24 protein-coding genes are annotated in these 25,052 nt (G+C 54.7%); 4 read left to right on the forward strand and 20 right to left on the reverse strand.

All coding sequences use genetic code 11. The features are described 5' to 3' along the window. Positions 1–504 precede the first annotated feature (504 nt). On the forward strand, positions 505–1,758 hold the full coding sequence (locus tag BWI95_RS04765) for a FliC/FljB family flagellin (protein WP_054804579.1): 1,254 nt from the start codon (positions 505–507) through the stop codon (positions 1,756–1,758). 795 nt (positions 1,759–2,553) lie between these two features. On the opposite strand, the gene cheW is transcribed toward BWI95_RS04765, so the two are convergent. The 19 genes from cheW to flgB form a co-directional block, all read right to left on the reverse strand. Then, the gene (gene cheW, locus BWI95_RS04770; RefSeq protein WP_042712466.1) at positions 2,554–3,060 is read right to left on the reverse strand and encodes a chemotaxis protein CheW; all 507 of its coding nucleotides are present in this window, start codon (positions 3,058–3,060) and stop codon (positions 2,554–2,556) included. A gap of 37 nt (positions 3,061–3,097) precedes the next feature. Further along, the gene (cheA, locus tag BWI95_RS04775; protein ID WP_076769087.1) at positions 3,098–5,071 is read right to left on the reverse strand and encodes a chemotaxis protein CheA; all 1,974 of its coding nucleotides are present in this window, start codon (positions 5,069–5,071) and stop codon (positions 3,098–3,100) included. Then, entirely contained in the window at positions 5,071–6,000 is a 930-nt protein-coding gene (gene motB, locus BWI95_RS04780) for a flagellar motor protein MotB (protein ID WP_042712469.1), read from the reverse strand. Before motB ends, cheA begins: the two co-directional genes overlap by 1 nt. Further along, positions 5,997–6,899, reverse strand: coding sequence for a flagellar motor stator protein MotA (gene motA, locus BWI95_RS04785; RefSeq protein ID WP_054803963.1), 903 nt, complete (start codon positions 6,897–6,899; stop codon positions 5,997–5,999). The genes motB and motA overlap by 4 nt, the downstream gene beginning before the upstream one ends. A gap of 71 nt (positions 6,900–6,970) precedes the next feature. Then, positions 6,971–7,519, reverse strand: a complete 549-nt coding sequence (gene flhC / locus BWI95_RS04790) for a flagellar transcriptional regulator FlhC (RefSeq protein WP_054803962.1) — start codon at positions 7,517–7,519, stop codon at positions 6,971–6,973. A gap of 14 nt (positions 7,520–7,533) precedes the next feature. Next, positions 7,534–7,881, reverse strand: a complete 348-nt coding sequence (flhD, locus tag BWI95_RS04795; RefSeq protein WP_083699332.1) for a flagellar transcriptional regulator FlhD — start codon at positions 7,879–7,881, stop codon at positions 7,534–7,536. A gap of 157 nt (positions 7,882–8,038) precedes the next feature. Next, positions 8,039–8,770 (reverse strand): RNA polymerase sigma factor FliA, encoded by a 732-nt coding sequence (locus tag BWI95_RS04800; protein WP_042712475.1) that lies wholly within the window; start codon positions 8,768–8,770, stop codon positions 8,039–8,041. 128 nt (positions 8,771–8,898) lie between these two features. Next, the gene (locus tag BWI95_RS04805) at positions 8,899–10,560 is read right to left on the reverse strand and encodes a methyl-accepting chemotaxis protein (RefSeq protein ID WP_076769088.1); all 1,662 of its coding nucleotides are present in this window, start codon (positions 10,558–10,560) and stop codon (positions 8,899–8,901) included. A 119-nt stretch (positions 10,561–10,679) separates the two neighbouring features. Further along, on the reverse strand, positions 10,680–11,603 hold the full coding sequence (gene flgL / locus BWI95_RS04810) for a flagellar hook-associated protein FlgL (RefSeq protein WP_054803961.1): 924 nt from the start codon (positions 11,601–11,603) through the stop codon (positions 10,680–10,682). A 47-nt stretch (positions 11,604–11,650) separates the two neighbouring features. Continuing rightward, complete coding sequence (flgK, locus tag BWI95_RS04815) at positions 11,651–13,291, reverse strand: flagellar hook-associated protein FlgK (RefSeq protein ID WP_054803960.1); 1,641 nt, start codon at positions 13,289–13,291, stop codon at positions 11,651–11,653. Between the two features lie 102 nt (positions 13,292–13,393). Further along, positions 13,394–14,353 carry a flagellar assembly peptidoglycan hydrolase FlgJ gene (gene flgJ / locus BWI95_RS04820; protein ID WP_054803959.1) on the reverse strand — a complete coding sequence of 320 codons (960 nt, stop codon included), beginning with the start codon at positions 14,351–14,353 and terminating at the stop codon, positions 13,394–13,396. Continuing rightward, entirely contained in the window at positions 14,353–15,471 is a 1,119-nt protein-coding gene (locus BWI95_RS04825; RefSeq protein WP_076769089.1) for a flagellar basal body P-ring protein FlgI, read from the reverse strand. The genes flgJ and BWI95_RS04825 overlap by 1 nt, the downstream gene beginning before the upstream one ends. 3 nt (positions 15,472–15,474) lie before the next feature. After that, positions 15,475–16,149: a flagellar basal body L-ring protein FlgH gene (locus tag BWI95_RS04830; RefSeq protein ID WP_373456979.1), complete on the reverse strand. Its 675-nt coding sequence runs from the start codon at positions 16,147–16,149 to the stop codon at positions 15,475–15,477. A gap of 87 nt (positions 16,150–16,236) precedes the next feature. Continuing rightward, a complete protein-coding gene (gene flgG, locus BWI95_RS04835) occupies positions 16,237–17,019 on the reverse strand; it encodes a flagellar basal-body rod protein FlgG (RefSeq protein ID WP_042712490.1) in 783 nt (260 codons plus the stop codon). A gap of 23 nt (positions 17,020–17,042) precedes the next feature. Beyond that, positions 17,043–17,789, reverse strand: coding sequence for a flagellar basal body rod protein FlgF (locus BWI95_RS04840; RefSeq protein WP_076769090.1), 747 nt, complete (start codon positions 17,787–17,789; stop codon positions 17,043–17,045). 6 nt (positions 17,790–17,795) lie between these two features. Then, positions 17,796–18,995, reverse strand: coding sequence for a flagellar hook protein FlgE (flgE, locus tag BWI95_RS04845; protein WP_054803957.1), 1,200 nt, complete (start codon positions 18,993–18,995; stop codon positions 17,796–17,798). A gap of 45 nt (positions 18,996–19,040) precedes the next feature. Further along, entirely contained in the window at positions 19,041–19,775 is a 735-nt protein-coding gene (locus tag BWI95_RS04850) for a flagellar hook assembly protein FlgD (RefSeq protein ID WP_054803956.1), read from the reverse strand. Positions 19,776–19,785: 10 nt separating this feature from the next. Then, positions 19,786–20,190 (reverse strand): flagellar basal body rod protein FlgC, encoded by a 405-nt coding sequence (gene flgC / locus BWI95_RS04855; protein ID WP_042712495.1) that lies wholly within the window; start codon positions 20,188–20,190, stop codon positions 19,786–19,788. Positions 20,191–20,198: 8 nt separating this feature from the next. Further along, positions 20,199–20,612, reverse strand: a complete 414-nt coding sequence (gene flgB / locus BWI95_RS04860) for a flagellar basal body rod protein FlgB (protein WP_054803955.1) — start codon at positions 20,610–20,612, stop codon at positions 20,199–20,201. Between the two features lie 280 nt (positions 20,613–20,892). On the opposite strand from flgB, the gene flgA reads away from it, so the two are divergent. The 3 genes from flgA to BWI95_RS04875 all read left to right on the forward strand — a co-directional run bounded on the left by flgA (position 20,893) and on the right by BWI95_RS04875 (position 22,427). Then, complete coding sequence (flgA, locus tag BWI95_RS04865; RefSeq protein ID WP_083699334.1) at positions 20,893–21,597, forward strand: flagellar basal body P-ring formation chaperone FlgA; 705 nt, start codon at positions 20,893–20,895, stop codon at positions 21,595–21,597. A gap of 71 nt (positions 21,598–21,668) precedes the next feature. Then, positions 21,669–21,965, forward strand: coding sequence for a flagellar biosynthesis anti-sigma factor FlgM (gene flgM, locus BWI95_RS04870; RefSeq protein WP_042712499.1), 297 nt, complete (start codon positions 21,669–21,671; stop codon positions 21,963–21,965). Between the two features lie 18 nt (positions 21,966–21,983). Further along, a complete protein-coding gene (locus tag BWI95_RS04875; RefSeq protein ID WP_076769091.1) occupies positions 21,984–22,427 on the forward strand; it encodes a flagella synthesis protein FlgN in 444 nt (147 codons plus the stop codon). An 856-nt stretch (positions 22,428–23,283) separates the two neighbouring features. On the opposite strand, the gene BWI95_RS04880 is transcribed toward BWI95_RS04875, so the two are convergent. Next, the gene (locus tag BWI95_RS04880; RefSeq protein WP_076769092.1) at positions 23,284–24,942 is read right to left on the reverse strand and encodes an SgrR family transcriptional regulator; all 1,659 of its coding nucleotides are present in this window, start codon (positions 24,940–24,942) and stop codon (positions 23,284–23,286) included. Positions 24,943–25,052 lie beyond the last annotated feature (110 nt).

The following is a 25,052-nucleotide window of genomic DNA, read 5'->3' on the forward strand; positions in this document are numbered from 1 at the left end:
CTCGTTTTGCGGTGGTTCTCTATTAAGCTATCGGCGCAGGAAAATAAAAGATGAATTTTTTACCGTTATCTAAAAAACAACAAATATATAGCCAGCAGCCTTCCCTTGCGTATTAACAGGCCATCAAGCGGGTTTTGAAAAAGCATTAATTTATTGCCTTTAAATGGCAGCAAAAATGACTTTAATTTGGCCTATCGCCCTCTCCTCATCTTTTCTTCTTTATATAGGAAGAGTCACCAAAGAAATCACCAACTACTAACCCACAACTAAATACTCGATATAATGCCACTCCTGGCGCCAATTCTTAAAATAAAAACAAAAAACGTATAAATAAGAGACAGAATTGCATCAAAACGGCGTGTTTAATCAAAAAACGGCCGACTCAATAAAAAGTTTTTGCCCTGAAAAACTTTAGTCATTTTTTAAAAGGCCGATTTATTTAGTATGCGAACGAAATGACGCATAACCATACTCTGTATAGTAAATTGTGTATAAGGAACTATCATGTCCCAGGTTATTAATACTAACGCCCTTAGCCTCGTCGCTCAGAACAACCTGAACAAATCTCAGGACTCTCTGGGTACTGCAATTGAACGTCTCTCTTCTGGTCTGCGTATTAATAGCGCGAAAGACGATGCAGCAGGTCAGGCGATCTCTAACCGTTTCACCGCCAACATCAACGGTCTGACTCAGGCTTCCCGTAACGCCAACGATGGTATCTCCATCGCGCAGACCACTGAAGGCGCGCTGAACGAAATCAACGACAACCTGCAGAACATCCGTCGTCTGTCAGTACAGGCACAGAACGGCACCAACTCCGATTCTGACCGTCAGTCCATCCAGGACGAAATCGACGCGCGTCTGGACGAGATCAACCGTATCTCTGAACAGACCGAGTTCAACGGCGTGAAAGTACTGAGCAAAGACCAGAAGCTCTCTATCCAGGTTGGTTCTAACGATGGCCAGACTATCGATATCGAACTGAACCAGATGGACTCTTCTACTCTGGGTATGGACGGCTTCAGCGTAGCTAACGGCATTGACACTACTACTCTGACTGCAAGCACCGGTACAGTGAAAGTTGACAGTGGTTTCGACTACGATGCAGCTAAATTCACCGACAGTGGCGCGACCGCAGCAACCAGCATCGACGATATCGTGGTTGATGATAACGGCGACGTGTTTGCAGTGAAAGGCGCTGAAATGTACGCCGTAACCGAAGATCCGACTACTGGTGAAATCTCCTTCAACTCCGATAACGACGTTGCCAGCTCTGTTGTGGGCACACCGACCAGCGTTGTTGGTGAAGATATGATGAAAGACCAGGCTATTAACATGACCGGTATCACCGGTACGTTAATGGAAGATGGTAAAGGTAACTACTACGTTGACGACGGTGCCGGCAACCTGACTGAAGCGACTATTGATACCACTACCTGGACTGCAACGGATACCGGTAAAGCTGTTTCTACTACTCCGGCAACTTCCGATCCGCTGACCAAAATCGACGAAGCACTGGCGCAGGTTGATGAAATGCGTTCCGGTCTGGGTGCAGTACAGAACCGTTTCGCGTCTGTTATCAGCAACCTGAACAACACCGTTAACAACCTGTCTGAATCTCGCTCTCGTATTCTGGATGCTGACTTCGCGTCTGAAGTATCTGAAATGAGCCGCGCGAACATTCTGCAGTCTGCAGGCACCACCGTGCTGGCACAGGCTAACCAGGTTCCGCAGAACGTGCTGTCCCTGCTGGGCTAATCTCTGCCGCTTAAGGCAGGTGTTCCTGCCTTATCCTTCAACCGCCCCTCACCGGGCGGTTTTTTTATGCCTGCGTTTTGTTAGACCTAGTTGGTCGGCATTCACTGCCGGATGGCGGCTGCGCCTTATCCGGCCTACAAAACCACTCCGACCCCGTAGGCCGGATAAGCGGTACGCGCCATCCGGCAATGGGGTTTGCATGTGGCTTTGGTGGAAGGGTTCCGTTCACCAGCATTATCCCCAGGGCACCTTTGCCGGATTGCGGCTGCGCCTTATCCGGCCTACAAAACCGCTCCACCCCGTAGGCCGGATAAGCGGTACGCGCCATCCGGCAATATATCAGCGACACAGACTTTACTTTTATCTGCAATATGACAGCGATGGGGTTGTGTCCCCGCTGAAATCGGCGAACCGAAGCGTGAATGACAAGGTCTGGACGCCATGGATGGCGGACAGAGGCGAACCGAGACAGGATGTCGAGTCGAGCCGGCCGAAGTCAGGCACGCGGGAGGTGAGCGCAGTGCGCAGCACCGATTTCCTCGCGGGGCCGCGGGGATTGACAAGGGGGGAGCGATCCCCCCCTTGTCCCGTTCACCGCATAAGGGGTTAATGAAACTCCCCAGCGCCTGGTGAACGGAACCCTTCCACCAATTAAACATGCCATCCGGCAATGGTACGGTGCATTATGCCGGATGGCGGCTCCGCCTTATCCGACCTACGGGCGCTGAAACAGGCAACAAAAAAGCCCCTCCCGTTGCCGGGAGGGGCTTTGTGCCAATGCCTGAGCGCGGAGCGTTAAAACGCGTTCTCGGTCACGCGCTCAATCAGCTCCATCTCTTCGCTGTTCAGCAGCTTCTCAATATCCACCAGAATCAGCATCCGCTCATCCAGCGAGCCGAGACCGAGCAGATACTGCGTGGAAAGCGTAACGGTATACTCCGGCGCGGGCTTAATCTGCGCCGCGTTCAGCGCAAGCACGTCAGAAACGCCGTCTACCACAATCCCCACCACGCGACCGCTGTCGAGGCTTAGCACGATCACCACGGTATTTTGATCAAACTCTGCCGATCCGAGGGTAAACTTCACGCGCAGATCGACGATCGGCACGATCACGCCGCGCAGGTTGGTGACGCCAGCAATAAAATCAGGCGTGTTAGCGATCCGCGTCACGCGATCGTAGCCGCGGATCTCCTGCACCTTCAGGATCTCAATCCCGTACTCTTCATTGCCCAGGGTAAACACCAGGAACTCATTCCCGGCGTTGTCGCCCGATAACTGTTTGTCTGAGTCAGATACGTTCATCTTTTAACCTTTTCAAAAACGCCCTTCAGGCTTGCTGTCAGTGAGGTTTCGCGTTTTTCGCCAATGTTGTTAACACGGCCACATCCAGAATGAGCGCCACGCTGCCGTCGCCAAGGATTGTCGCCGCCGAAATACCGGGGATTTTGCGATAGTTCTGTTCGAGGTTTTTCACCACCACCTGGTGTTGGCCAATCAGCTGATCGACCAGCAACGCGTAGCGGCTGCCGGCGCTCTGCACAATCACGGCGATCCCTTCGCTGAAGTCATAATCGTCATCGTGAATGCCAAACAGTTTGCCCAGCTCAACCAGCGGCAGATACTCTTCGCGCACCTGCAACATGCGCTCGCCACCGGTCATCCGGTGCAGAGTGTTTTCGGAGAGCATCAGGGATTCCATCATGCTGCCGAGCGGCAGGACGTAGATCTCAGAGCCGACGCGCACCGACATGCCGTCGAGGATCGCCAGCGTCAGCGGCAAAATGATGCGGATCTTGGAGCCGCGCCCCTGCTCGGAGTGGATCGTCACATGGCCGCCCATCTCCTGAATGTTACGCCGCACCACGTCCATGCCGACGCCGCGCCCGGAGACATCGGTCACCTTTTCGGCGGTGGAGAAGCCCGGCGCAAAAATCAGCATCCAGACATCTTCATCGCTCATGTTGTCGCTGATCGCCATCCCCTGCTGCTGCGCGCGGGCGAGGATCTTCTCGCGATTCAGCCCGGCACCGTCGTCGGTCACTTCAATAATAATGTTGCCGCCGTGATGTTCGGCCGACAGCACCAGGTTACCCTTCTCCGCTTTACCGTTGGCGCGACGCACCTCAACCGGCTCAATGCCGTGATCGAGGCTGTTGCGCACCAGGTGCGTTAAGGGATCGACGATCTGTTCGATCAGCCGCTTATCCAGCTCGGCGGATCCGCCAACCAGCGTCAGCTCTACCTCTTTATTCAGCTTGCCGGCGAGATCGTGTACCAGTCGCGGGAAGCGGCTGAAGACATAATCCATCGGCATCATGCGAATCGACATCACCGACTCCTGCAGATCGCGGGCGTTGCGCTCCAGCTGAGCGATGGTGGTAATCAGGATGTCGTGGGTGGAGGAGTCGAGCATGCCAGAGAGCTGCGAGAGCATCGCCTGGGTGATGATCAACTCGCCGACCTGGTTGATAATCTGATCCACCTTCTCTACCGCCACGCGAATGCTGCTCGCCTCCGCCTGATGCGGTTTCGCACGCGCGGTTTCCGGGCGCGCGGCGCGCACCGCCGGGGCTGCGCTGCTTTGTGCAGGCGCGGTGGTCTCAGTAGCGGGAACGGTGGGCTCTTCCACGGGGGCGGGAGAGATCGCAATCTGCTCGGGCTCGAGGATAAAACAGAGTACCGCCAGGATATCGTCCGGCGTGGCGGTGGTCGCCAGCGTCAGTTGCAAACCCGTTTGCTCCGTCTGCAAGTCGCTGACCTTACCCAGGTTGCCCAGTTCGTCAATCAGCGGCTGCTGATCCTCCTCTTTAATAGCGCTGAGGATAATACGTAAACGCTCGCCCTCCGGCTTCGCCGCAGCGACGGGCGGTGCAACCGGTTCGACGGCCACAGGCGCGGCGACTTCAGCAGGCAGCATAGTCGGTTCGGCACTGTCGAGGGCAATCTGGCGCAGCGCTTCACAAATGTAGCGGAACGCCTCCTGATCGGGCTCAGCGGAAGCTTTATAGGCGTCCAGTTGGTCCTGCATAATATCTTTGCTCTCCAGAAACAGATCGCGGATCGGGTCGTTGATCTGCAATTTACCGCTCCGTACATCGTCCAGCAGGTTTTCAAGAATATGCATGGTCTGTTGTAAGACGGTAAAACCAAAAGTACCCGCCCCACCCTTGATGGAGTGGGCGGCACGAAAAATGGCGTTAAGTACTTCCCTGTCCGGAGCCTCGAGATCCAACTCAAGCAGATACTTCTCCATATCCGCCATCAGCTCATCCGCCTCGTCGAAAAAGGCCTGATAAAAATCGCTTATATCCATTATTTGATCTCCTCAGGAGCGCGCTTAGCGGCGGGCTCTGGCGTGCCTTTGCCGCTGGCTGCCTGCGGTGCGGGGCTGACCAGCGTGTCGCGTAAAAGCACATCTTCTTGCATGATCTGTTTCTCTTTCTGCTGGCTTAATACCAGGATGCTGATGCGGCGGTTGATGGGATCGGCGGCATCGGAACCAGCCTGCATCATGGTGTCCGCCGTACCGACCACCCGGATGAATTTTTTACTGGCAAGGCCCGCGCCAGAGAGGATGCGGCGCGAGGCGTTGGCGCGATCGGAAGAGAGCTCCCAGTTGCTGTAGCCCTGTTCGCCGTTGGCGTAAGGGAGTGAATCCGTATGACCGGTCAAAATGATGCGGTTGGGCATATCGTTAAGCACCGGCACCAGCGCCTGCAGAATATTGACCATATAGTTTTCCGGCGTCGGGCGTCCGACCTTAAACATCGGCCGGTCGGCGCTGTCGGTGATCTGCAACAGCAGCCCGTCGTCGGTCAGGGAGAGCCGCAGGTTCGAGGTGAAGTTATTCAGCCTTGGATCGACCTCAATCAGGTTCTCCAGCTTCTCGCGCGCCCGCTTGAGGTTGGCTTCGCTCTTCTTCTGATCGAGTTTTTGCAGCGTTCGCTTAAACACCTCACCATCCTGCTTCATCGCATCATCGCCGCCGCCGGGGACAATACTGTCGCTCAGACTTGCCTTGGTGCCGTGCGCCAGCGTGTTCTTCAGCGGCACCTTAAAGTAGTCAGCAATCTGCTGGCGCTGTTCGGGGCTTGAGGAGGAGAGCAGCCACATCACGAGGAAGAAGGCCATCATTGCGGTCATAAAGTCCGCATAGGCAATCTTCCACGAGCCGCCGTGCGAACCATGCCCTTTTTTGATGGTTTTACGAACGACGATGGTCTCTACGGGCTTCCTTCTCATGCTGCGTCACTCGCAGACGAGGAGGCGCCTGAGGAGGAGGAAGAGGAGCGGACTTCCCGCACGTGATCTTCCAGCTCGGCAAAGCTTGGGCGCTCGGTCGAGAAGAGCGTTTTACGACCAAACTCGACGGCGATTTGCGGCGCATAACCGTTAATGCTGGAGAGCAGCGTGGTTTTGATGCACTCCATCATCTTCAGATGTTCAGCGCTACGCTGACGCAGCAGGGTCGCCAGCGGCAGTACCATGCCGTAGGCGAGCAGAATACCAAGGAAGGTGCCGACCATGGCGTGCGCGATCAGCGCGCCAAGCTCTGCCGCCGGACGATCCGCCGCCGCCAGCGCGTTCACCACACCCATTACCGCCGCGACGATACCAAACGCCGGCAGGCCATCGCCGACGGCGTTCAGGCTGTGCGCCGGCACTTCATGCTCGTGCTCGCAGGTCTCAATCTCTTCATCCATCAACGCCTCAATTTCAAAGGCGTTCATGTTGCCGCTGACCATCAGGCGCAGATAATCGACGATAAAGTTCATGATGTCGGCATCGGCCAGCAGGCGCGGATAGGCAGAGAAGATCGGGCTGTTTTGCGGATCTTCAATATCGTTTTCCAGCGCGACCAGCCCGCTCTGGCGGCTTTTTGCCAGCAGCAGATAGAGCATGCCCAGCAGATCCAGATAGAGTGATTTGCTGAAATGCGAGCCTTTAAACAGCGAGGGAAGGGCTTTAAGGGTAGCGCGGATCGCTTTGCCATTATTACCGACAATAAAAGCCCCGGCTCCGGCTCCGCCGATAATTAATAGCTCGGTCGGCTGAAATAGTGACGCGAGATTACCGCCGCTCAGCACAAACCCGCCAAATACGGTAGCGAAGACGACGACATAGCCAATAATGACTAACACTGCAACTCCTTAATCATTGAATAAAACAACCTGCCACGCTGAATAGTGCGCGCAGCGCATGCCCAACCCGGTTATAGCCGGGGGGTGATGAGCGTTCGCTCGGGGCCTGCGCGTTTAATTGCCCTGGAGGGCGGAAAACATAAACTGCAGGTAAAGACGCCCTGGGTACTTTCTGGCGCGGTAATAAAACGCCCGCCGCAGGTGCAACACTCGATATGTTTGATCATGCCGCAGTCAATAAAACGCAGCAGCGTCCAGGCGCGGGTTAAACCTAATACCGGCTTTTGCGTGGCACCGTTCAGGATATTTTCTAAATAGAGGCGGTAGCCTTTAAGCATAATTTCAACAGGGCGGCCCGATTCGGTCTTTTGCAAATAACAGTAGATGTTATAAAACATTGACGAATGGATATTCTGCTCCCACGCCATATACCAGTCTGTGGAAAACGGCAACATGCCTTTCGGCGGCGAACAGCCTTTAAGCTCTTTATAAAGCTTTAATAAACGCCTGCGGCTTAAGCTCGTTTCGCTTTCCAGAACCTGCATCCTTGCGCCAAAGGAGATCAATTCCATGGCAATCTGCGCATCCCTGATTTCCGACATTATGCTTTTTTCACACATCATAAACTCCGCTTTCAGGTTGTCGACGGCTCTTCCCCGGAAAGAGAATTAAGCAAATCAGTGGATAGGATGATTCCGGTATGGATACTCTGCAAAGCATCAATACGGGAATCCCTGGTTAAACACTCAATAACCGTTTCATTATCAATTCGCAGCTGGCAAATAAGTTGCCCGGTGGATGCAAGCTTGATTAATTGGGGAAAGGTTAACCCTTTGATAATATCGATTGTGGCTTCACTCAATCCAAGCCGAAACTTAGCGGCAAGGCGGTCTTCCAGAATCAAACGCTGCGCCAAAAGCAGGTAGGAAAGATTCATATCCCGAATACACTGCATCGGCTCATCAAAATTCGTTACGTTCACTTCAACTGCCCCTTGTATTTTGTAACCAATAACGCAGTTACCGTCCTGCAATTCGTAACTAATGAGTAACAATAAAAATAAATAAAATTAAAAATAATCAGGCAGCGTCATTCATCGAGGATTAATTTATTATCGGCATGAGATATTACTTATAACCTTATGATTCCCAGCCCCGACCTTCCAGCCGCGCACGCAAACGTTTAATCGTCTGGCTATGTAATTGGCTGACGCGAGTTTCGGTAATGCCCAGTAGCGATCCCACCTCCTTCATATTCAGCTCTTGTTGATAATAGAGATTGAGCAACATCTGTTCGCGCTCCGGCAGCTCGCGGATCTCATTACTGACCTGCCGGGTTAAATCGCCCAGCACGGCGTCATTGAGGGGATCAAGGTGATCCTGCTCAAGCTCCGCCAGCTCGACACCATCGGCCAGCAACTCCTGCAACTCGTCCAGCGAACAGAGCATGCTGGTGTTAGTGTCGGCGAGGATCTGCTGATACTCCTGCAGCGTCATGCCAAGCTCAGCGGCCACATCGGATTCCGAGGCCGCGCCGCCGGAACGTTGTTCAACGCGCATAATGGCGGAGGAGACTTCGCGGGTTTTACGGCGCACGCGTCGCGGAACCCAATCATGTTCACGCAGTTCATCCATAAATGCCCAACGCAGACGCTGGGCAATATAGACGCTAAGTTTGACCCCTTTTTTCGGGTCAAACTGATCGATTGCGTCAAGCAGAGCAATAGCACCGGCCTGAATAAGATCGTCAATTTCCACGCTGGCTGATAATCTTGATTGCATTTTCAGTGCTTCATAGCGGACTAAATAACCATATTTAGCCCACAGTTGCTCTTTTTGAATTGTCCCTTCGGGACTGTATAAGCCATTCACTATTACAATTTCCGGGATGATAATAATAGAATTAAATTATTATTGATTATCGCCAAATCAAATAGCCTGATAAGAAACCGTAAAGTTGAACATATTGCGACTTTATTTCCCGCCCGAACTTCGCGAAATTAAAACGTTTCCCAATCACCTTCGGATTTTTTAACAGGAACGAAATCTTTTCGTGTGGTGGAAATAACAGGACGCACTGTTTCTATACCATGCTGTTCACGCGCACTTACGGAAACGTGATGTTCATTAACCACAAATTGCGCCACGATTTGATCAAGATTGCTGGCATGCTGCTCAACGCTGGTGGCGGTTTTCGCCGCGTTCTCTACCATCTGGGCATTCTGTTGGGTAACCAGATCCATCTCATTTACCGCCTGAGCAATCTGGTTAATACCGGTGCTCTGCTCATCGGACGCCGAGGTGATTTCCGCCATAATGTCGGTCACCTGCACTACGGATTTCACAATCTCCTGCATTGATGCCCCGGCCAGTTCAACTTCCTGGGAGCCGGTATTCATATTGGTAACACAGGTGTTGATCAGCTGGCGGATCTCTTTCGCCGCGTCGGCGCTGCGTTTCGCCAGGTTACGCACTTCACCCGCGACCACCGCAAAACCGCGACCCTGTTCGCCCGCACGAGCCGCTTCAACTGCGGCGTTCAGCGCGAGGATATTGGTCTGGTTCGCAATGCTATCAATAACGCTGTTGATGTCAGCAATTTGACGGGAGTTGGCGGTGATTTCCACCATGATCTTGTCAAGATTGCTCATCACTTCGCCGCCTTTCTGCGCGCTGACGCTGGCGCTTTCCGCCAGTTGCTGTGCGCTATGGGCGTTGTCGGCATTCTGACGAACGGTGATTTTCAGCTCTTCCATGCTGGCGGCGGTTTCCTGCAGCGCAGAGGCCTGCTGCTCGGTACGAGAAGAGAGATCGTTGTTGCTGGTCGCAATCTCCTGCGCGTTGCTATAGATGTGCTTCACGCCGTTACGAATGCCGTAGACGGTGTCGGTCAGCGACTGGCGCATACCTTCTACTTCCGTCAGCATTTTGCCGATCTCATTCTGCGCGCCAGCCTCAATGCGGGTGCTCAGGTTACCGGAAGCGATGGACTGGAAGGCGGCAATCGCCTGATCCAGGCGGGTGAAAATAGTACGTTTTAACCAGATGCGGGAAACCACTGCGCAGATGACCGCAAGAATCAGCGCAAACATGGCGAACATCGTCATACGCTGCGCATCGCTTTGGGCTGTCTCGCCAAACCCTGTCACCAGCTCTTCGGCAAAAGTGAGGTACTCATCCGCCAGCTCTTTTAAAGCAATACGCTGTTTCGCTTCATCAACAACGTCATTGGTGTAACTGGTTGGGTTGTTAATGTAGTTAATTTTTTTCAGCGAAAACTCCAGAACGCTTTCAAAACGCTTATGAATATCCTTGGCAATAAGCTCCTCTTTTTCCGTTTTGAAAGGCGTGGACAAAAATTCGCTCATGTCCTTTTCGGCCTGGGCGAACATCTTTTTCGCATTATCAATATCGCCCTGATTAACCGGCTGGTTAATCATTGTCGCCAGCATCCCGGCATTGACCTGCGCCATGGCGTTAGTGAGGCCAAGAATAGCGCTATTTAACGTATCGATATTATTGTTGGTCATTACCGCATCATCAAAGTTATCTGATGATGATTTGGCGCTGGTCAAGGCATAACTTGACACCGCAATAATACATACAATTAACAGACCAAGCAGGAGGTTTATTCCTGTGGATATTTTCAAATCTTTAAACATAGCTGAACCTGAATAATAGGGAATAAAATGCACCCTCCGCGCAGGAAGAATGCATTGAAGAATAAGCGTCTAATAACAATTCCATTAAAGCTTATGGCATTAACAATCAGCGGCAGGCATCAACCCATTACTTTGAAAATAGAGAGCTGCTGCATTGACTGAAATACCGTCATGGAAGAATTAAGCGCGAATTCCGACATCTTTGACTGGGATAACAGGGTAATCATCGAGTCCCAGTCCGAACCTAAGGTTTCCTGCAGGCGGCTCTGCACATTGATGCTTTGAGCCTCAGCGCTGAATCCCAGCGATTCAATCTGCTGCATATTGGTACCGACGGTGGCGCGCACCTTGCCGAGGTTATCAATATTCTTCTTGATGCTGACATTGGAATCATCCAGCACAGCCTGCAGCGCGTCCCTGTCGGCATCGCTGGTGACCGGCTGTTTCAACTGCGCAATCGCGTTGTCGAGGGCTTCAAACAGATCGTCCGGCGTGCCGCTCATAAACACCTCTGAGCCGGTATGACCGACCTGCATTTCGGTGCTGTCAGAGACCACCTGCGTCATGGCGGTATCGCCGCCGACATAGGTGCCATCGGCCTGGAACGGCGCGCTGCCGGTTTTATAGCCGGCAAAAATGTAGCGACCGTCGCTGTTTTTGGTGTTCGCCAGATCCAGCAGGTTATCGCGGATGCCCTGTAACTCTTCCGCCAGCGCGGCGCGATCTTCGTCAGAGTAAGCACCGTTACCACCGGCAATCACTTTCTGCGTCAGGTTCTCTGTCAGCAAGTTGCCGATAGAGTCCAGGGTGTTATCTTCCTGGCCTAATGCATCCTGCGCGTAGGTGCGCGCGGTGTCGAACTGGCTCATGCGCGACAGCGCCGTTTGTAAAGTGACAGACTGCGACGCGCCGGTTGGATCGTCAGAGGGCTTCAGCAGCGTCTGGCCAGCAGAGAGGCGGGTCGCCAGGTCGTTGTAACCCGTCATCGCGTCGCCCAGGCTGTCTATGCGGTTTTGAAAAATATAACTTGTGCTAAGACGCATCGTTATTTCCCGATCAAAGGTTAAGCAACCCGGTTACCCGGGCGCGATTAACGGATATTTAAAATGGTGTCGAACAGCGTATTCGCGGTTTGCAGCACCTGCGCGTTCGCCTGGTAGTACTGAGAGAACATCTGCAAGTTGACGTACTCTTCCGTGATATCCACCCCGGAAACGGACTGCTGCTGCAACGCCCACTCGTCATAAACGTTCGCGGCAGTCGACATGTCCGCTTTCAGCGCACTGACCGAGGAGCCAACGGAGCTGACCAGGCTGGCGTAGGCGCCGGAGAGCGTCTTACCATCGACCACCTCTTCATCTTTAATCGCAATCAGATCGAGGATGTTTTCGTTATCGCTCTGATCGTCGGGATCGGCAGATTTCGCCGCCGCGATCTGATCGCCGTCGGTGATCGCCACGGACAGGTTATCCGCCGCGCCGTCGGTCGGGTTGAGGGTGAAGCTGTCGCCCGGCTGCGGAGTGCCGCCTGGCGTTACGGAGATGCCTTCAAACTCCAGTTCGCCATTTGTGCCAATCGTCGGCGTGATGCTGCGGCCATCGCTGGTGGTGATACTCCAGTCGGTGCTGCCCGGGCCGTTATAGACCAGTTCGTAATCTTCAGCTTTCACCGACGGAATGTCCGTGAAATTGACATCCAGCGAACCGGTACCGGTGTTGTTGATGTTGCCCACCGCCAGCGGATCGGCAATGTTGAAGAGATCGCCGCCGGGATTGCCGTCAAGATCGTAACCCTGAGCATTCACTTCGTTGAATTTGTTCGCCATCTGCAACGCCAGCTGGTTAAGCTGATCGCGCGCCGAGACCAGATCTTCATTACGGAACTTGAACAGCCCGCCCAGCTCGCCGGTGGTTTTCTCTTCATCCAGCGGTAAGGCGTTGCCGGAGGCGTCAACGTAGGCCACCACGGTGGTGTTCGGATCGCTTGCCGAGGCGCTGGCTTCTAATTCATAGGATTTCCCGCCGCTCACCAGCGCCATGCCGTTTTGCATCGAGATGTTAACCGCGCCGGTATCGCTGTTTTCAGTCACTTTAATGCCGATCTTTTCGCTCAGCTGGCTGAGTAACTGGTCGCGCTGATCCAGCAGGTCGGCAGGCATACCGCCGGTCTGGCCGTGAACCTTCTCAATCTGTTTATTGAGGGTTGCCAGCTGTTTGGTGTAGGAGTTGATGTCGTCAACGCTCTGGCTAATCTGCGTGTTGGTGCTCTGCTCAAGGCCGTTTAACGTTTTGCTGTTGCTGCGATACTGGTTCGCCAGCGCGTTAAACTCGGCAAGCACACTTTGGCGCGCGGCCGGATCGACGGGGTCTTTACTGACCGATTCCATGGCTTCAAATAAGCTATCCATGGTGACGGAGATATTGTTGGTGTTGTCGCCGAGCATGTCATCGATTTGGCTGACCTGCTGATAGCGGCTATTAAGGGAGTAAAATTCGGTGGTCGCGCCACGTACCTGGTTGGTCATAAAACCGTCGTAAGCGCGCTGTACATCGCCCACTTTTACGCCATAGCCGAAGAAGCCATAGCTTGTGGATTTCCCACCCGCCTCGCCGAGAATAATATTCTGGCGGCTGTAGCCTGTTGTTGTGGCATTTGACAAGTTATTACCCACCACATTTAACGCGTTCTGCGCGGCGTTAAGCCCGGACTGGGCCAGATTGATTAAATTCATTGGTATCGATCCTTACCAGAGGAGGAGGAGATAAGAAGCCCCCGATAAAAGTAGTGCTCTCTATATTTATCGGCCCTGTAAAATTTCGCTAAAGCCCGCAGCCTAAAATAATGAGGAAAAATCCGAGGAATATGCCTCAGTCGCTTCACTCACCTTATTTCGCACCTGCTGAATGATATTGATCAATTTTTTCGCATAGGCCGGATCCGTTGCATATCCCGCGGTCTGCAACGCTTTTGCCGCTATTTCCGGCGTTTCCGATTTCACAACATTTTTATAACGAGGATTACGACTAATTAACGACGTATAATCTTCTAGCGCTTCGGCATAAGAGGAATAGACTTTAAATTTATCCTTTATTTTTTGCGCCACGCCATTTTCATATTCGGTAGTGGTTATTTCGGTCGTTTCACCGTGCCACTCTGCGGTAGCTTTTACGCCAAATAAGTTATGGCTCGGTTTACCCTCCTCGGTGAGTATTTCCCGTTTACCCCAGCCGGACTCCAGCGCCGCCTGGGCAATAATTAATTGATGAGGAATGCCGCTTAAACGGGCCACCGCCATTGCTGGCGCCATCATGCGGGAAATAAAACCGCCGCCGGGGATCGCAGGGACCTCGGGCTGCGCTGCCCGTTCATTGTTGGCCTGCGCCTGTTGCGGAACCTCTGTTTGCAGACGCAGCGGCACGCCAATAAAGCGTGCCGGGCTGATATTAAGGGGAACTTCACGCGTCGCGGTGGCCGTTTCCGCCACCGCATCGCTTTTGCCGCTCAGCTGTTTGACCATCAGATCGGCGAAGCCCATCTTGCCTTTGTCGGCGATATTCTGCGAAATCTGCTGGTCATACAGCGAGGTGAACATCTCCGACTGCTGAGTGTTGAACAGCCCATCCTTAAAGCTGGCCTGTCGCATGCTTTTCAGCATCATCTGCACGAACAGGCCCTCCATCTGTTTCGCGACGGCTTTGAGCGCCTGCGGCGAATCATTGCGCGCCGCCAGCTTTAACTTATCGAGACTGTGGGCATCAAACGCCGCATCTTGCGGCACGGATGGGCCAATCATCAGTTGATCTCCAGACGGGCATGCAGACAGCCTGCGCTTTTCATCGATTGCAGGATTGCCATCAAATCATTCGGCGTTGCGCCAAGGCCATTAAGGGCGCGGACGACATTGTTGAGATCGGTGCTGGTCTGCACACGTTGCAGGGAGCCGTTCTGTTCACGCACTGAGAGCTGCGTATTTTGCGTCACCACCGTCTGCCCGCCTGCCAGCGGCGTATTGGGCTGGTTAACCTGCTGGTTTTGCGCCACTTCCACCGTCAAATCCCCCTGCGCCACGGCGCAGGTATCGAGGGAGACATGACCATTCATCACCACCGAACCGGTACGGGAGTTAATAATGATGCGCGCATCACCCGCGTCGACCCGCAGCGGCAGATCCTGCACCGCCGAGAGGAAGCGTACGCGAGCCGCGCTGTCGGCCGGAGCACGCAGGCTCACGGTACGGGCATCTTCCGCCACCGCTGCACCGCCATAGCGACGGTTAATGGCATCGCTGATCTGCTGGGCAACGGTGAAGTCATCCTGGTTCAGCACCAGTTTCAGCGTGCTCTGCCCAGCGAAGTTAGAGGGCACCTCGCGCTCAACCGTTGCGCCGCCGCTGATTCGTGCGCCGTTCAGCTGGTTAACCTGCACCCGGTTGCCGCCCGCCTGCGCGCCTGCGCCGGAAACCAGCAGGTTCCCCTGCGCCAGGGCGTAGATCTGGCTGTCCGCGCCTTTCAGCGGCGTCATCAGCAGCGTACCGCCGCGTAAACTTTTGGCGTTGCCCATGGAGGAGACCACGACGTCGATCTTCTCCCCTGCACGGGCAAAGGGCGGCAGCTCCGCCGTCACCATTACTGCGGCGACGTTTTTCAGCTGCATATTGACCCCCGCAGGCACGGTTATACCGAGCTGCGAGAGCATATTGTTGAGGCTCTGGGTGGTAAACGGCGTCTGCATGGTCTGATCGCCGGTGCCATCCAGACCTACCACCAGGCCGTAGCCCATCAGGGAGTTGCCGCGAACGCCCTGAATCGAGGTGAGATCCCGGATCCGCTCAGCGCTGGCCTGGCCGGCAATGAGTGCCGACAGACAGCAGAAGAGCGCCAGGTAACGCGTAAAGGAAAACATTTTCATCATCAATCAAAAAGGAGAAAGGTTAAGGAACAGGCGTTGCAACCAGCCCATCTGCTGCGCTTCGTTGATATAGCCGTTACCGACATATTCAATGCGCGCATCTGCCACCTGGGTGGATACAACGGTGTTGCTGGCGCTGATGGTGCGCGGGTTCACAATGCCGGAGAAGCGGATGAACTCCGTTCCCTGATTAATGGCGATCTGTTTTTCCCCGACCACGGCCAGGTTGCCGTTTTCCAGCACCTGTTTCACCGTCACGGTGATGGTGCCGCTAAAGGTATTTTTCGCTGCCGCTCCGCCTTTACCGGCGAAGTCGTTGGTGCCGCTCAGTGAGGCATCGGCTTTGCCGCCGCCCACCAGCCCGGAGAGGAAGCCCGGTACGGTGCTCATGCCCACATCCGTCGAGCCATCGCGCGAGGCGGTGGCGGAGGAGCTTTTGCTGGCGCTGACGTTTTCCTGCAACGCAATGGTCAGCGTGTCACCGACATTGCGCGGACGGCGGTCCTCAAACATCGGTTGATAACCATAATTCATCGCCTGCCCTGACTGAAAAATTGCGCCGTTAACCGATGCGGCAGCAACCGGCGTAGGCGCGGCAGAGGTTTCCCCCCCTACCAGTGGTTTTTGTGGAATGTAGGCGCAGCCGGTTAACAGACTCATTAACAGGAGCGTTGAGGCCATACGGCCCAGCGTGGTTTCAGAGCAAGGGAGATTAGTCATCATATTCACTACAGGTAATGCAGCCGCGAGCGTGCCCGCGGCCAGGGTTCAAAGTTGTGACAATCGTTGCAGCATCTGGTCAGAGGCCGAGACCGCCTTACTGTTAATTTCATAGGCGCGCTGGGTCTGGATCATGTTGACCAGCTCTTCCGCCACGTTAACGTTGGAGGTTTCGACATAGCCCTGCTTCAGGGTGCCCGCGCCGTTGAGACCCGGCGTGGATTCATTCGGTGCACCCGACGATTGCGTTTCGCGATAGAGGTTTTCACCAATACTTTCAAGGCCGGAGTCGTTGATAAACGAACTCAGCGTCAGCTGTCCCACCTGCTGCGGCGCGGTCTGGCCAGGCACCGTGACGCTTACCGTACCGTCGTTGCCGATGGTCAGGCTCTGCGCATCCTGCGGGATGGTGATAGCCGGCTGAACCTGATAACCGCTGGAGGTCACCAGCTGACCGTTCTGGTCAAACTGGAAAGAGCCATCGCGGGTATAGGCGGTGGTGCCGTCCGGCAGCAGCACCTGGAAGAAGCCGCCGCCTTCAATGGCGACATCCTTGCTGTTGTTGGTCTGCGTCAGGCTGCCCTGGCTGTGAATGCGCTCGGTCGCCACCGGACGCACACCGGTCCCCAGCTGTAAACCGGACGGGATGGTGGTCTGCTCGGACGACTGCGCGCCCGGCTGGCGCAGGGTCTGATAGATCAGATCCTCAAACACCGCCCGCTGGCGTTTAAAGCCGTTGGTGCTGACGTTCGCCAGGTTGTTGGAAATCACATCCATATTGGTTTGCTGGGCTTCGAGGCCGGTTTTCGCAATCCATAAAGAGCGGATCATGCTGTATTTCTCCTTACCGCGGCCTAACTGGCGCTCAGTAACTGGTTGGCTTTCTGTTCGTTGTCATCGACGGTGGTGATGACTTTCATGTTCATGTCAAAGCCGCGTGAGGTGGCGATCATCTCCACCATCGATTTCACCGGGCTGACATTGCTCCCCTCCAGCATGCCGGGCATCAGACGCAGATCGGCATCGGCGGGCAGCACGGCGGCAGCGGCCGGATCGGCGACGTGAAACAGACCGTCGTCGCCATGTTTCAGTACGCCAGGCGTGGCATTGACCATTTTCAGGCGGCCAACCTGTGCCAGCGCAGAAGGCTCATCGCCGGCGCCCAGCGCGGTAATGGTGCCGTCGGCGGCGAGCGTCAGTTCTGCCTGCGGTGGGACGGCAATCGGGCCGCCATCGCCAATCAGCGGCATGCCGTGCACGCGCAACTGGCCGTCGGCGTCCACTTCGATGTTGCCATCTTTGGTGTAGCCTTCACTGCCGTCGGGCAGTTGCACTGCCAGCCAGCCGTTCTGCGGCATCGCCACGTCGAGGTTGCGCCCGGTGGCCTGCATCGCGCCCATGGTGTTATCGCTCCATGGCGTTGACTCTGTCACCATGGTGCGGGTCTCCAGCGACGGGCCGTGCACCGGGATCGCGCGATACGCGGCGATCTGCGCCCGAAACCCGTTGGTCGACGCGTTTGCCAGGTTGTTTGAGGTCACCGCCTGGCGGTTAAGGGCCGCGTTAGCGGCACCCATTGCGGTATATATCGCGCGATCCATCAGCCATTAACCCAGGTTAACCAGCGTCTGCAGCAGCTCAGACTGGGTTTTGATGGTTTGCGAGTTGGACTGGTAGTTACGCTGGTAAACGATCATGTTCACCATCTCTTTACTCAGATCCACGTTGGAGGCTTCCAGCATGTTGCCGCGCAGCGAACCGAGGTTACCGGTGTCGGCAATACCGATTACCGGCTGCCCGGATTCCGGCGTCTCGGTCCAGCAGTTGTTGCCCGCAGACTGGAGGCCGCCCGGGTTGGTGAAGTTGCTCAGCACCACCTGGCCCAGTAGCTGGCTTTCGCCGTTGCTGTAGGAGGCGATGATCTGGCCGTTATCCCCGACGGTGTAGCCGTTCATCAATCCCGGCGGATAACCGGTGGTGCTCGGGCTGTCCATGGTGTTTTCCGATGCCTGCTGGCTGAGGCCAGAGAGATCGAGGTTGAAGTTGAGCGCCGCGCCGCCCTGGTAAGCCGCGCCGTCGACGGCCAGTTCAGCCGGGTTGGTGGTCAGCTTGCCGGAGGTATCAAACGTCAGATTCACGGAGCTGGTGGTGCCCGGTGATGTAGAGTCCACCGAGTAAGCCGTCCACTGGTTATCCGCGGTTTTCACGTAGTAGACGTTAATCGCGTGCTCGTTACCGAGGCTGTCGTAGGCGTTCACCTGCGTGGAGTAGGTATAGGAGTCGCCATCCGTCGGATCGAACGGGGTCACGGAGACAACGTCGTTACCGGAGTCGAGGTTACCGGAGATAGAACCCGCGTCAGAGGCACGCGCCGGCATCTGCCCGGTCGGGATCTGGATCGCGCCTACCGGTGCGCCCTGCTGGATCGCCGGCGGTGTGCCGGTGGCCATATAACCGGTCAGACGCATGCCCTGGTTGTTGACCACATAACCGCTTTCATCGGTCTGGAACTGACCATTGCGGCTATAAAAAACGCGCCCCGCTTCTGTCACCATGCGGAAGAAGCCGTTGCCCTGGATACCCATATCCAGCGCGCTACTGCCCGCGCCGAGTACGCCATCGCTGAAGTTCTGGTTTACACCGGCAACCTGTACGCCCATCCCGACCTGAGAGCCGGCGAAGACGTCGGCGAATGCCACGGAGCCAGATTTAAAACCTACCGTCTGCGAGTTGGCGATGTTGTTACCAACCACATCTAACGCCTGCGATGAGGCGTTTAATCCACTAAGACCTTGAGAGAAACCCATTTGTTAAACGTCCTGTGCGCGTAGCGCGCAACTCTGAATGAAAAATTATTCAATAAGGTAAACATCGCTGAGCGACGCGGTGCCATCGACGCCCAGTTGCAGCACAGCGCCTGAACTGGTGAAGGAGACGCTCTGCACTTTCGCCGGCTTCAGCGCGGTAATCGCGGGCGCGCTGCCGTCGGCATTGGTGGCGGTAAACGACACCGTAAAGCTGGTGTCCGCCTGGGTACGCGGGTCGCTCGGCTGGAAATCTTCAAAATCATCCAGCGTGTACTCATGCACGCCCGCTTCCACATTCTTCAGCTTCGCGTTGTAGGCATTGCCGGCCGCATCGGTGAGCGTGACGGTGACTTCATCGGCGGCGCTGTCCAGCGAAAGCCCCACTTTCTGGTTGCCATTGGTGGCGGTGGAGACCTTCGGATCGCCCTGAATCATGATGTCGCGGCCGACCCAGTCAGCGGAGTTCATCTGCTGCATACTGGCCACCAGCGTGCCCATGCTGTTCATGGTGGTGTTAAGTTGTTCCACGCCCGCCGCCGTGTTGAACTGTGCCAGCTGAGCGGTCAGGTCGTTGTTATCCATCGGATCGGTCGGGTCCTGGTTCTGCATCTGCGCCACCAGCAGCGTCATAAAACTATCCAGCAGCTCATCCGCGGTGGAACCGGTGCCGACACTCCCGGAGCTGGAGCTCGACGACGACGTGGAAGAAGTGGTGTTCGTCGTGGTTGACGTACTTTTTGTCGTCACGGCGCTTTGCGTCATGAGCGGTGAAACTGCCATCGTTTTCTCCTTACTGACCCAGCGTCAGGGTTTTCAGCATCAGACTCTTCGCCGAGTTCATCACTTCGACGTTGGCCTGGTAGCTGCGGGATGCCGAAATGGTGTTGACCATCTCACCCACTACATCGACGTTCGGCATATGCACATAGCCCTGCTCATCCGCCAGCGGATTAGCCGGTTCATACACCAGACGATCGGGCGCTTCGGATTCCGTCACGCCGCTGACTTTCACGCCGCCAATCTCCTGACCGGCAGCGTTATCGACATTGAAAATAACCTGACGGGCGCGATAGGGTTTGCCATCCGGCCCGGCAACACTGTCGGCATTTGCCATATTACTGGCGCTGACGTTAAGTCGTTTTGACTGGGCGGTCATCGCCGACCCGGAAATATCGAAAATACTAAACAGCGACATGAAAATTATTAACCCTGGTTAATGACGCTCATTAAACCTTTAATTTGAGCGCCGAGGATGGTTAAGCTCGACTGATACTTAACATTGTTATCTGCAAAATTAACGCGCTCACGGTCCATATCGACAGTATTACCATCCGCACTTGGCTGATCCGGAATTCGGTAAAGTAATTGTTGATCGTCGGCTTTTGGCACAACGCCGGGAATATGTTTCCCGGATGTTAGAGCTAATGTTAATGGATGATTATTTCGCGTCTCCTGCGTCATCGCATTTTTCAACTCTTTTGAAAAATCAATGTCTCGCGCCTGGTAGCCCGGCGTGTCGGCATTCGCGATATTGGAGGCTAAAATATCCTGCCGCCGTGACATCAGGCTTAATGCCTGCTGCTGGAAACGCAATTCATTATCAAGTTTATCAAACATGAAATGACTCGCCTGCTTCGCTAATTGATTACGGAGCATAGTCTAAGAGACAACCTAATAAATCTATACCTTAAACATCCGACAGAAATAAGCGCATTTGAATACTTCGTTACACGCATCGTTTTCTAAACAGTGTTTTTATACATACTCTGAAACAGCAAATCGGCAATATACAAACAGAACTGCGCGCATTTACGCGATAAACAAATTACCGACCTCGATTACAATTAAAGTAATCGTGATATCCGCCTTCCTCTATTTATATATAAGGTTGTTCTACATGCTGCACATGCTATTAAGGCCGCTTTGCCTGTTGCTGCTCTGCTGCGCCGTCACGCTTCCCGTCCGGGCAGCGAGTGCACCCGACGGCGAGCTTGCGTCGCGCATTGCCGGACTGCTGGCCGCTAATCATCACGGATCGGTGGAAAACGCGCCGCAGCTGCGCATTCGCATTCTTACCCCGGCCACAAAACTTGCCGCCCTGTGTGAAAAGCCTGATTTACGTCTTTCCGGTCATCCGGTGCGTTTGACCGGTAACCGTAGCGTGATCGCTAAATGCGGCAGGAAACAGCACTTTATTCAGGTTAATGTGAGCGCAAGCGGGCGCTACTGGATCGCCGCCCGCCTGCTTAAACCGGGGCAAACCATTGGCCAGCGTGATATTCAGCCCCTTCGCGGCGAGCTGGATAAGCTGCCCGCCGGGCTGTTGTTAGATGCCAGTAAGATCGTGGGGCGCACGCCGACACGCACCCTGCACCCCGGTCAGCCACTGACGGAAAATCAGCTGCGTCAGCGCTGGCTGGTGGTGGCCAATCAGGAGGTGGAGGTTGTCGCTCCCGGTGATGGTTTTTTGATCCACGCCAAAGGCAAAGCGTTGAACAATGCGGCGCGAAATGAACGGGTACGGCTACAGACGCGCAGTGGCCGCGTAGTGGCGGCAACCGCGGTTTCAGAAGGGACAGTAAGCATCAACATCGATAACTGATTTCAGTTTTATTTTGCCTGGGCCGATATCTTTATTACAGGCCACACATAAAAGATATCACCAGGACACTTATGAACATTGAACGCACCAGTCAAGCACGCGCAATCCAGGCGACCACCGCACAACAGCAGGGCGAGCCGCGCGCAAAGTATGACGATATGGGCACAGCAGCAACTTCTGACGATCGTGCAAACGGTACTCAGGTCAAGCTGAGCCAATTGATGCAGCACGTTAAAGCTGACAGTAGCCGTGATATCGACACCGCACGTGTTGCTGAAGTTAAGGCGAAGATGGAAGCGGGCGAGTTAACGCTGGACAGCGACAAGATTGCCAGCGCACTGGTCCGCGACATCTTTCAGTTCTCATAAACCTGACGAATAGTAGAGATGGAAAATTTATCCGTAATATTGAAAAAACTCACCGGCCTGCTGGAGGAGCTGGAGAGCACGCTGGTGGAAGAGAATGGGCAGCTAAGCCGGGCGCAGATCAACCCGATTTCGCTGCAAATTATCTCTGACAATAAAAGCCGCCTGCTTGCCGCCATCAACTTTTATGATGAGCAGCGCAAGCAGGAGGAGAACCAGCAGAGTGTCGCTTCACCCTATCCCCATAAACCGCAGCTGGCGGCGCTGTGGAGAGGCATTACTTTAGTGGTGAAAAAATCGAGCGAGCTGAACCAGAAGAACTATCAGCTGCTGGAGATGCATATGAAGAAGGTTAACGATGTTAAGCAGATCGTCAGCCGGGCGACGTCAACGACGCAACTCTATGGGCAGAGCGGCAATCACAGCAATGATGGTTCCGGCAATGTCTATCGCATCTCGGTATAGCGCGCATATCACCCTTACCACGGCTTTCAGGCGCTTGCCCCACTACCTGCACCGGGAATAAACACCGCGCGGTTTCATTTCCGGTGCTCTCAAGCCAGCATTTTCCACTGCACGCTTTTTACTCATCCTCTGCTGACGCAAATTGCAACCCCTTTTTTACGCCATCCCGCGCCACTCAACGCTTCGCGCTGGTTTACAAAGCAAGATGTTTCTAAATGTTTCTTAAAAATCCCCCTCTGAATTGCCCCTCTGCGCAGGAAAAAACAAAAGCGCTGATTTTGATCCCTTTTTTCCGGTTAAAAAAACTGTACGGCTGCGCGGTTGCAGTAGATTAATTGCCACACTTTCTCCATTGAAAAGGGTCGAAAAACTCCTTCTATAAATTTGACGAAACAAAACAAAAAAAGCCTGTTTACGCCATAGCGTGAAATCGTGAAAATACATCCACGCACTGCATCATGACGTTTTACCGGTAATACGAAATGATGGCTCTGTGAAAATTCCCTCTCGAAAAGGCCCATTTTTCCAGTTGCCTTATGCCGGGAAGGTCGGTGACCAAACTCTATTACTGACTTTTATTACCAGTAGTGAGCTGTCATATGTGATGTATAACCACTCTTTTCGATAGCCACCTTCGGGTGGCTTTTTTTGCTTATTTTTCATATAATTAAAATTAAATACAGAAAAAACGCTATTAACAATAGCGTTAGCAAGGTGTGGGCACGGCTAAAAAAACGCTGCCAAATCGCTATCACCGTAAATAGAGGTAAGCGTAGCGCTTCGCTAAATTACCGTTTCGTTTTACCGTCCGGCTTATTTCCCGTGTGCATTATCCGTTAATGGGTATACTGCGAATTTACTCGCCATCGACCTCTTTATTAAGCGTTGTTCCCCCCTCCTCTTCCCGTTCATCGGTCCAGATACGGCTGTAGTCGGGCCAGGCCTGCGAATAACAGGCAATATTTTTGATGCACACGGGGGTGGTCAGGCGATAACGCTGGGCACACAGCGGCACCACAAAATGGTGGGTTTTGAGAAAGCGCATCAGCCGCCGGATGCGCGCGCCGTGACGCGCCGCCGGCCCGGCATTGATGCGATCGAGCAGTTGCACGCCGCGCAGCCACTGGGCATGCCCCCAGAACCAGGTCCACATCTCGCTGTGGCGATAGCGCTCCTCCAGGCTGAAGGTTTCATGCTGGTCAAAGCGCAGAAAGCCGAGACAGAGATCCTCCTCTTCCCAGCGCTGGTTGGGCAGTAACCAGTGCGAAACGCTGATCGGATTAGTGTTAACCGTACAGCCGCGGTAGCGCAGGCTTTTGATCAACTCATCCACCAGCTTTTTCATCTCGGTAGATCGAAAGTAGGTGATATTGAGCGTGGCTGGCAGCAGCGCCTGGGCCACTGGCTCGGTTGGCGGCAGTAACCACGCCGGCAACGGTGCCAGCGTCTCTTCCCGCTCCATCATCGCGCGGGCGAGCGACTGCGCAATCTGGCGGATCACCGCCTGCTGGGCGAGGCTCAGGCGGCCGCGCCGTTGGTTAAAGGTGACATAGTAAAACGCATCGCTACTTTCGCGGACGATCATCGGCTCGGGGGATAAGTGTGAGCGAGGGGTATCGAGGCGCACCAGCGCCGGAGAGGGTGTCGCGGTCAGCGGCGTGTTGTAGACGATCTCGCTCGCCTGCGGCATTTCACCATGCCAGCCGGGTGCGCGGGTGAGGGTCATCTGCGCATCGGAATGGCTGCCAAGCTGAAACGGCCCGAGGCCGACCACGCCATTTTCCGGGTGCGCCAGCGCATAGACCGGGCTTGCCAGCCGATAGAGCAGCATCGCATCCGGTTGGCTGAGGTGCATGATCAACACATAATCCTGCACAATCACATCCGTCACGTGGGGCAAGCCAGGCCCGCCCGCGTAACGCTGAAGCGTGGTCTGCAACTGCGCGGGATCTAACGGCTCGCCGTTGTGCCACACCAGCCCGCGGCGCAGCATAAAGTGCCAGCTCAGCCCATCATCACTGACCCGAATGGTGTGTGCGAGACAGGGAACCGGCTCGGCCTGCTCCGGCAGATGGCGCGTCAGCCCGGCATGCACCATTTGTAGAATATGCCGCCCGGCGCGATCGGTATGAATAGAGGGCACGGGCGCCTGTAGCGGGCGATAGAAAGAGATGTGATAGTGAAAGCCGTCGCGGGAGTAACAGGTTCCGTGGTTTTCCGGCACGCTTTTCACCTCTGCCGCAGGGGTATTGCTGCCAAGCATATTCTCCAGCGCTGCCACGCTCATCTGGCACTGCAACACGCCGAGCGCGCCGCGCCCCGGTCTGGAGCGCCAGATGAGCCACCCCTCCTCCTGCATCTCTTGCAGCAGGGATCGTGCATAGCGCGCCGTGCAGGCTAAGGTGTCAGCGATGTGCGCCAGGGATAACTCATGTCGGTGCGTACTGTATTTCGCCAGCAGCCGGTTATAACGGCGCAGCAGGCTACCCTTCTCAATAGCGGAGTAATAAACCATTGGTTATTTACCATGATAAACAGCTGACGACAGGGGATTCGATACGATGGAGAGTGCAGTAGTGAATATAGCATATTAGATAAATCTTATGATTCTGCCCGCCCGCCGCG

This window comes from Kosakonia cowanii JCM 10956 = DSM 18146, assembly GCF_001975225.1.
GTDB lineage: Bacteria > Pseudomonadota > Gammaproteobacteria > Enterobacterales > Enterobacteriaceae > Kosakonia > Kosakonia cowanii.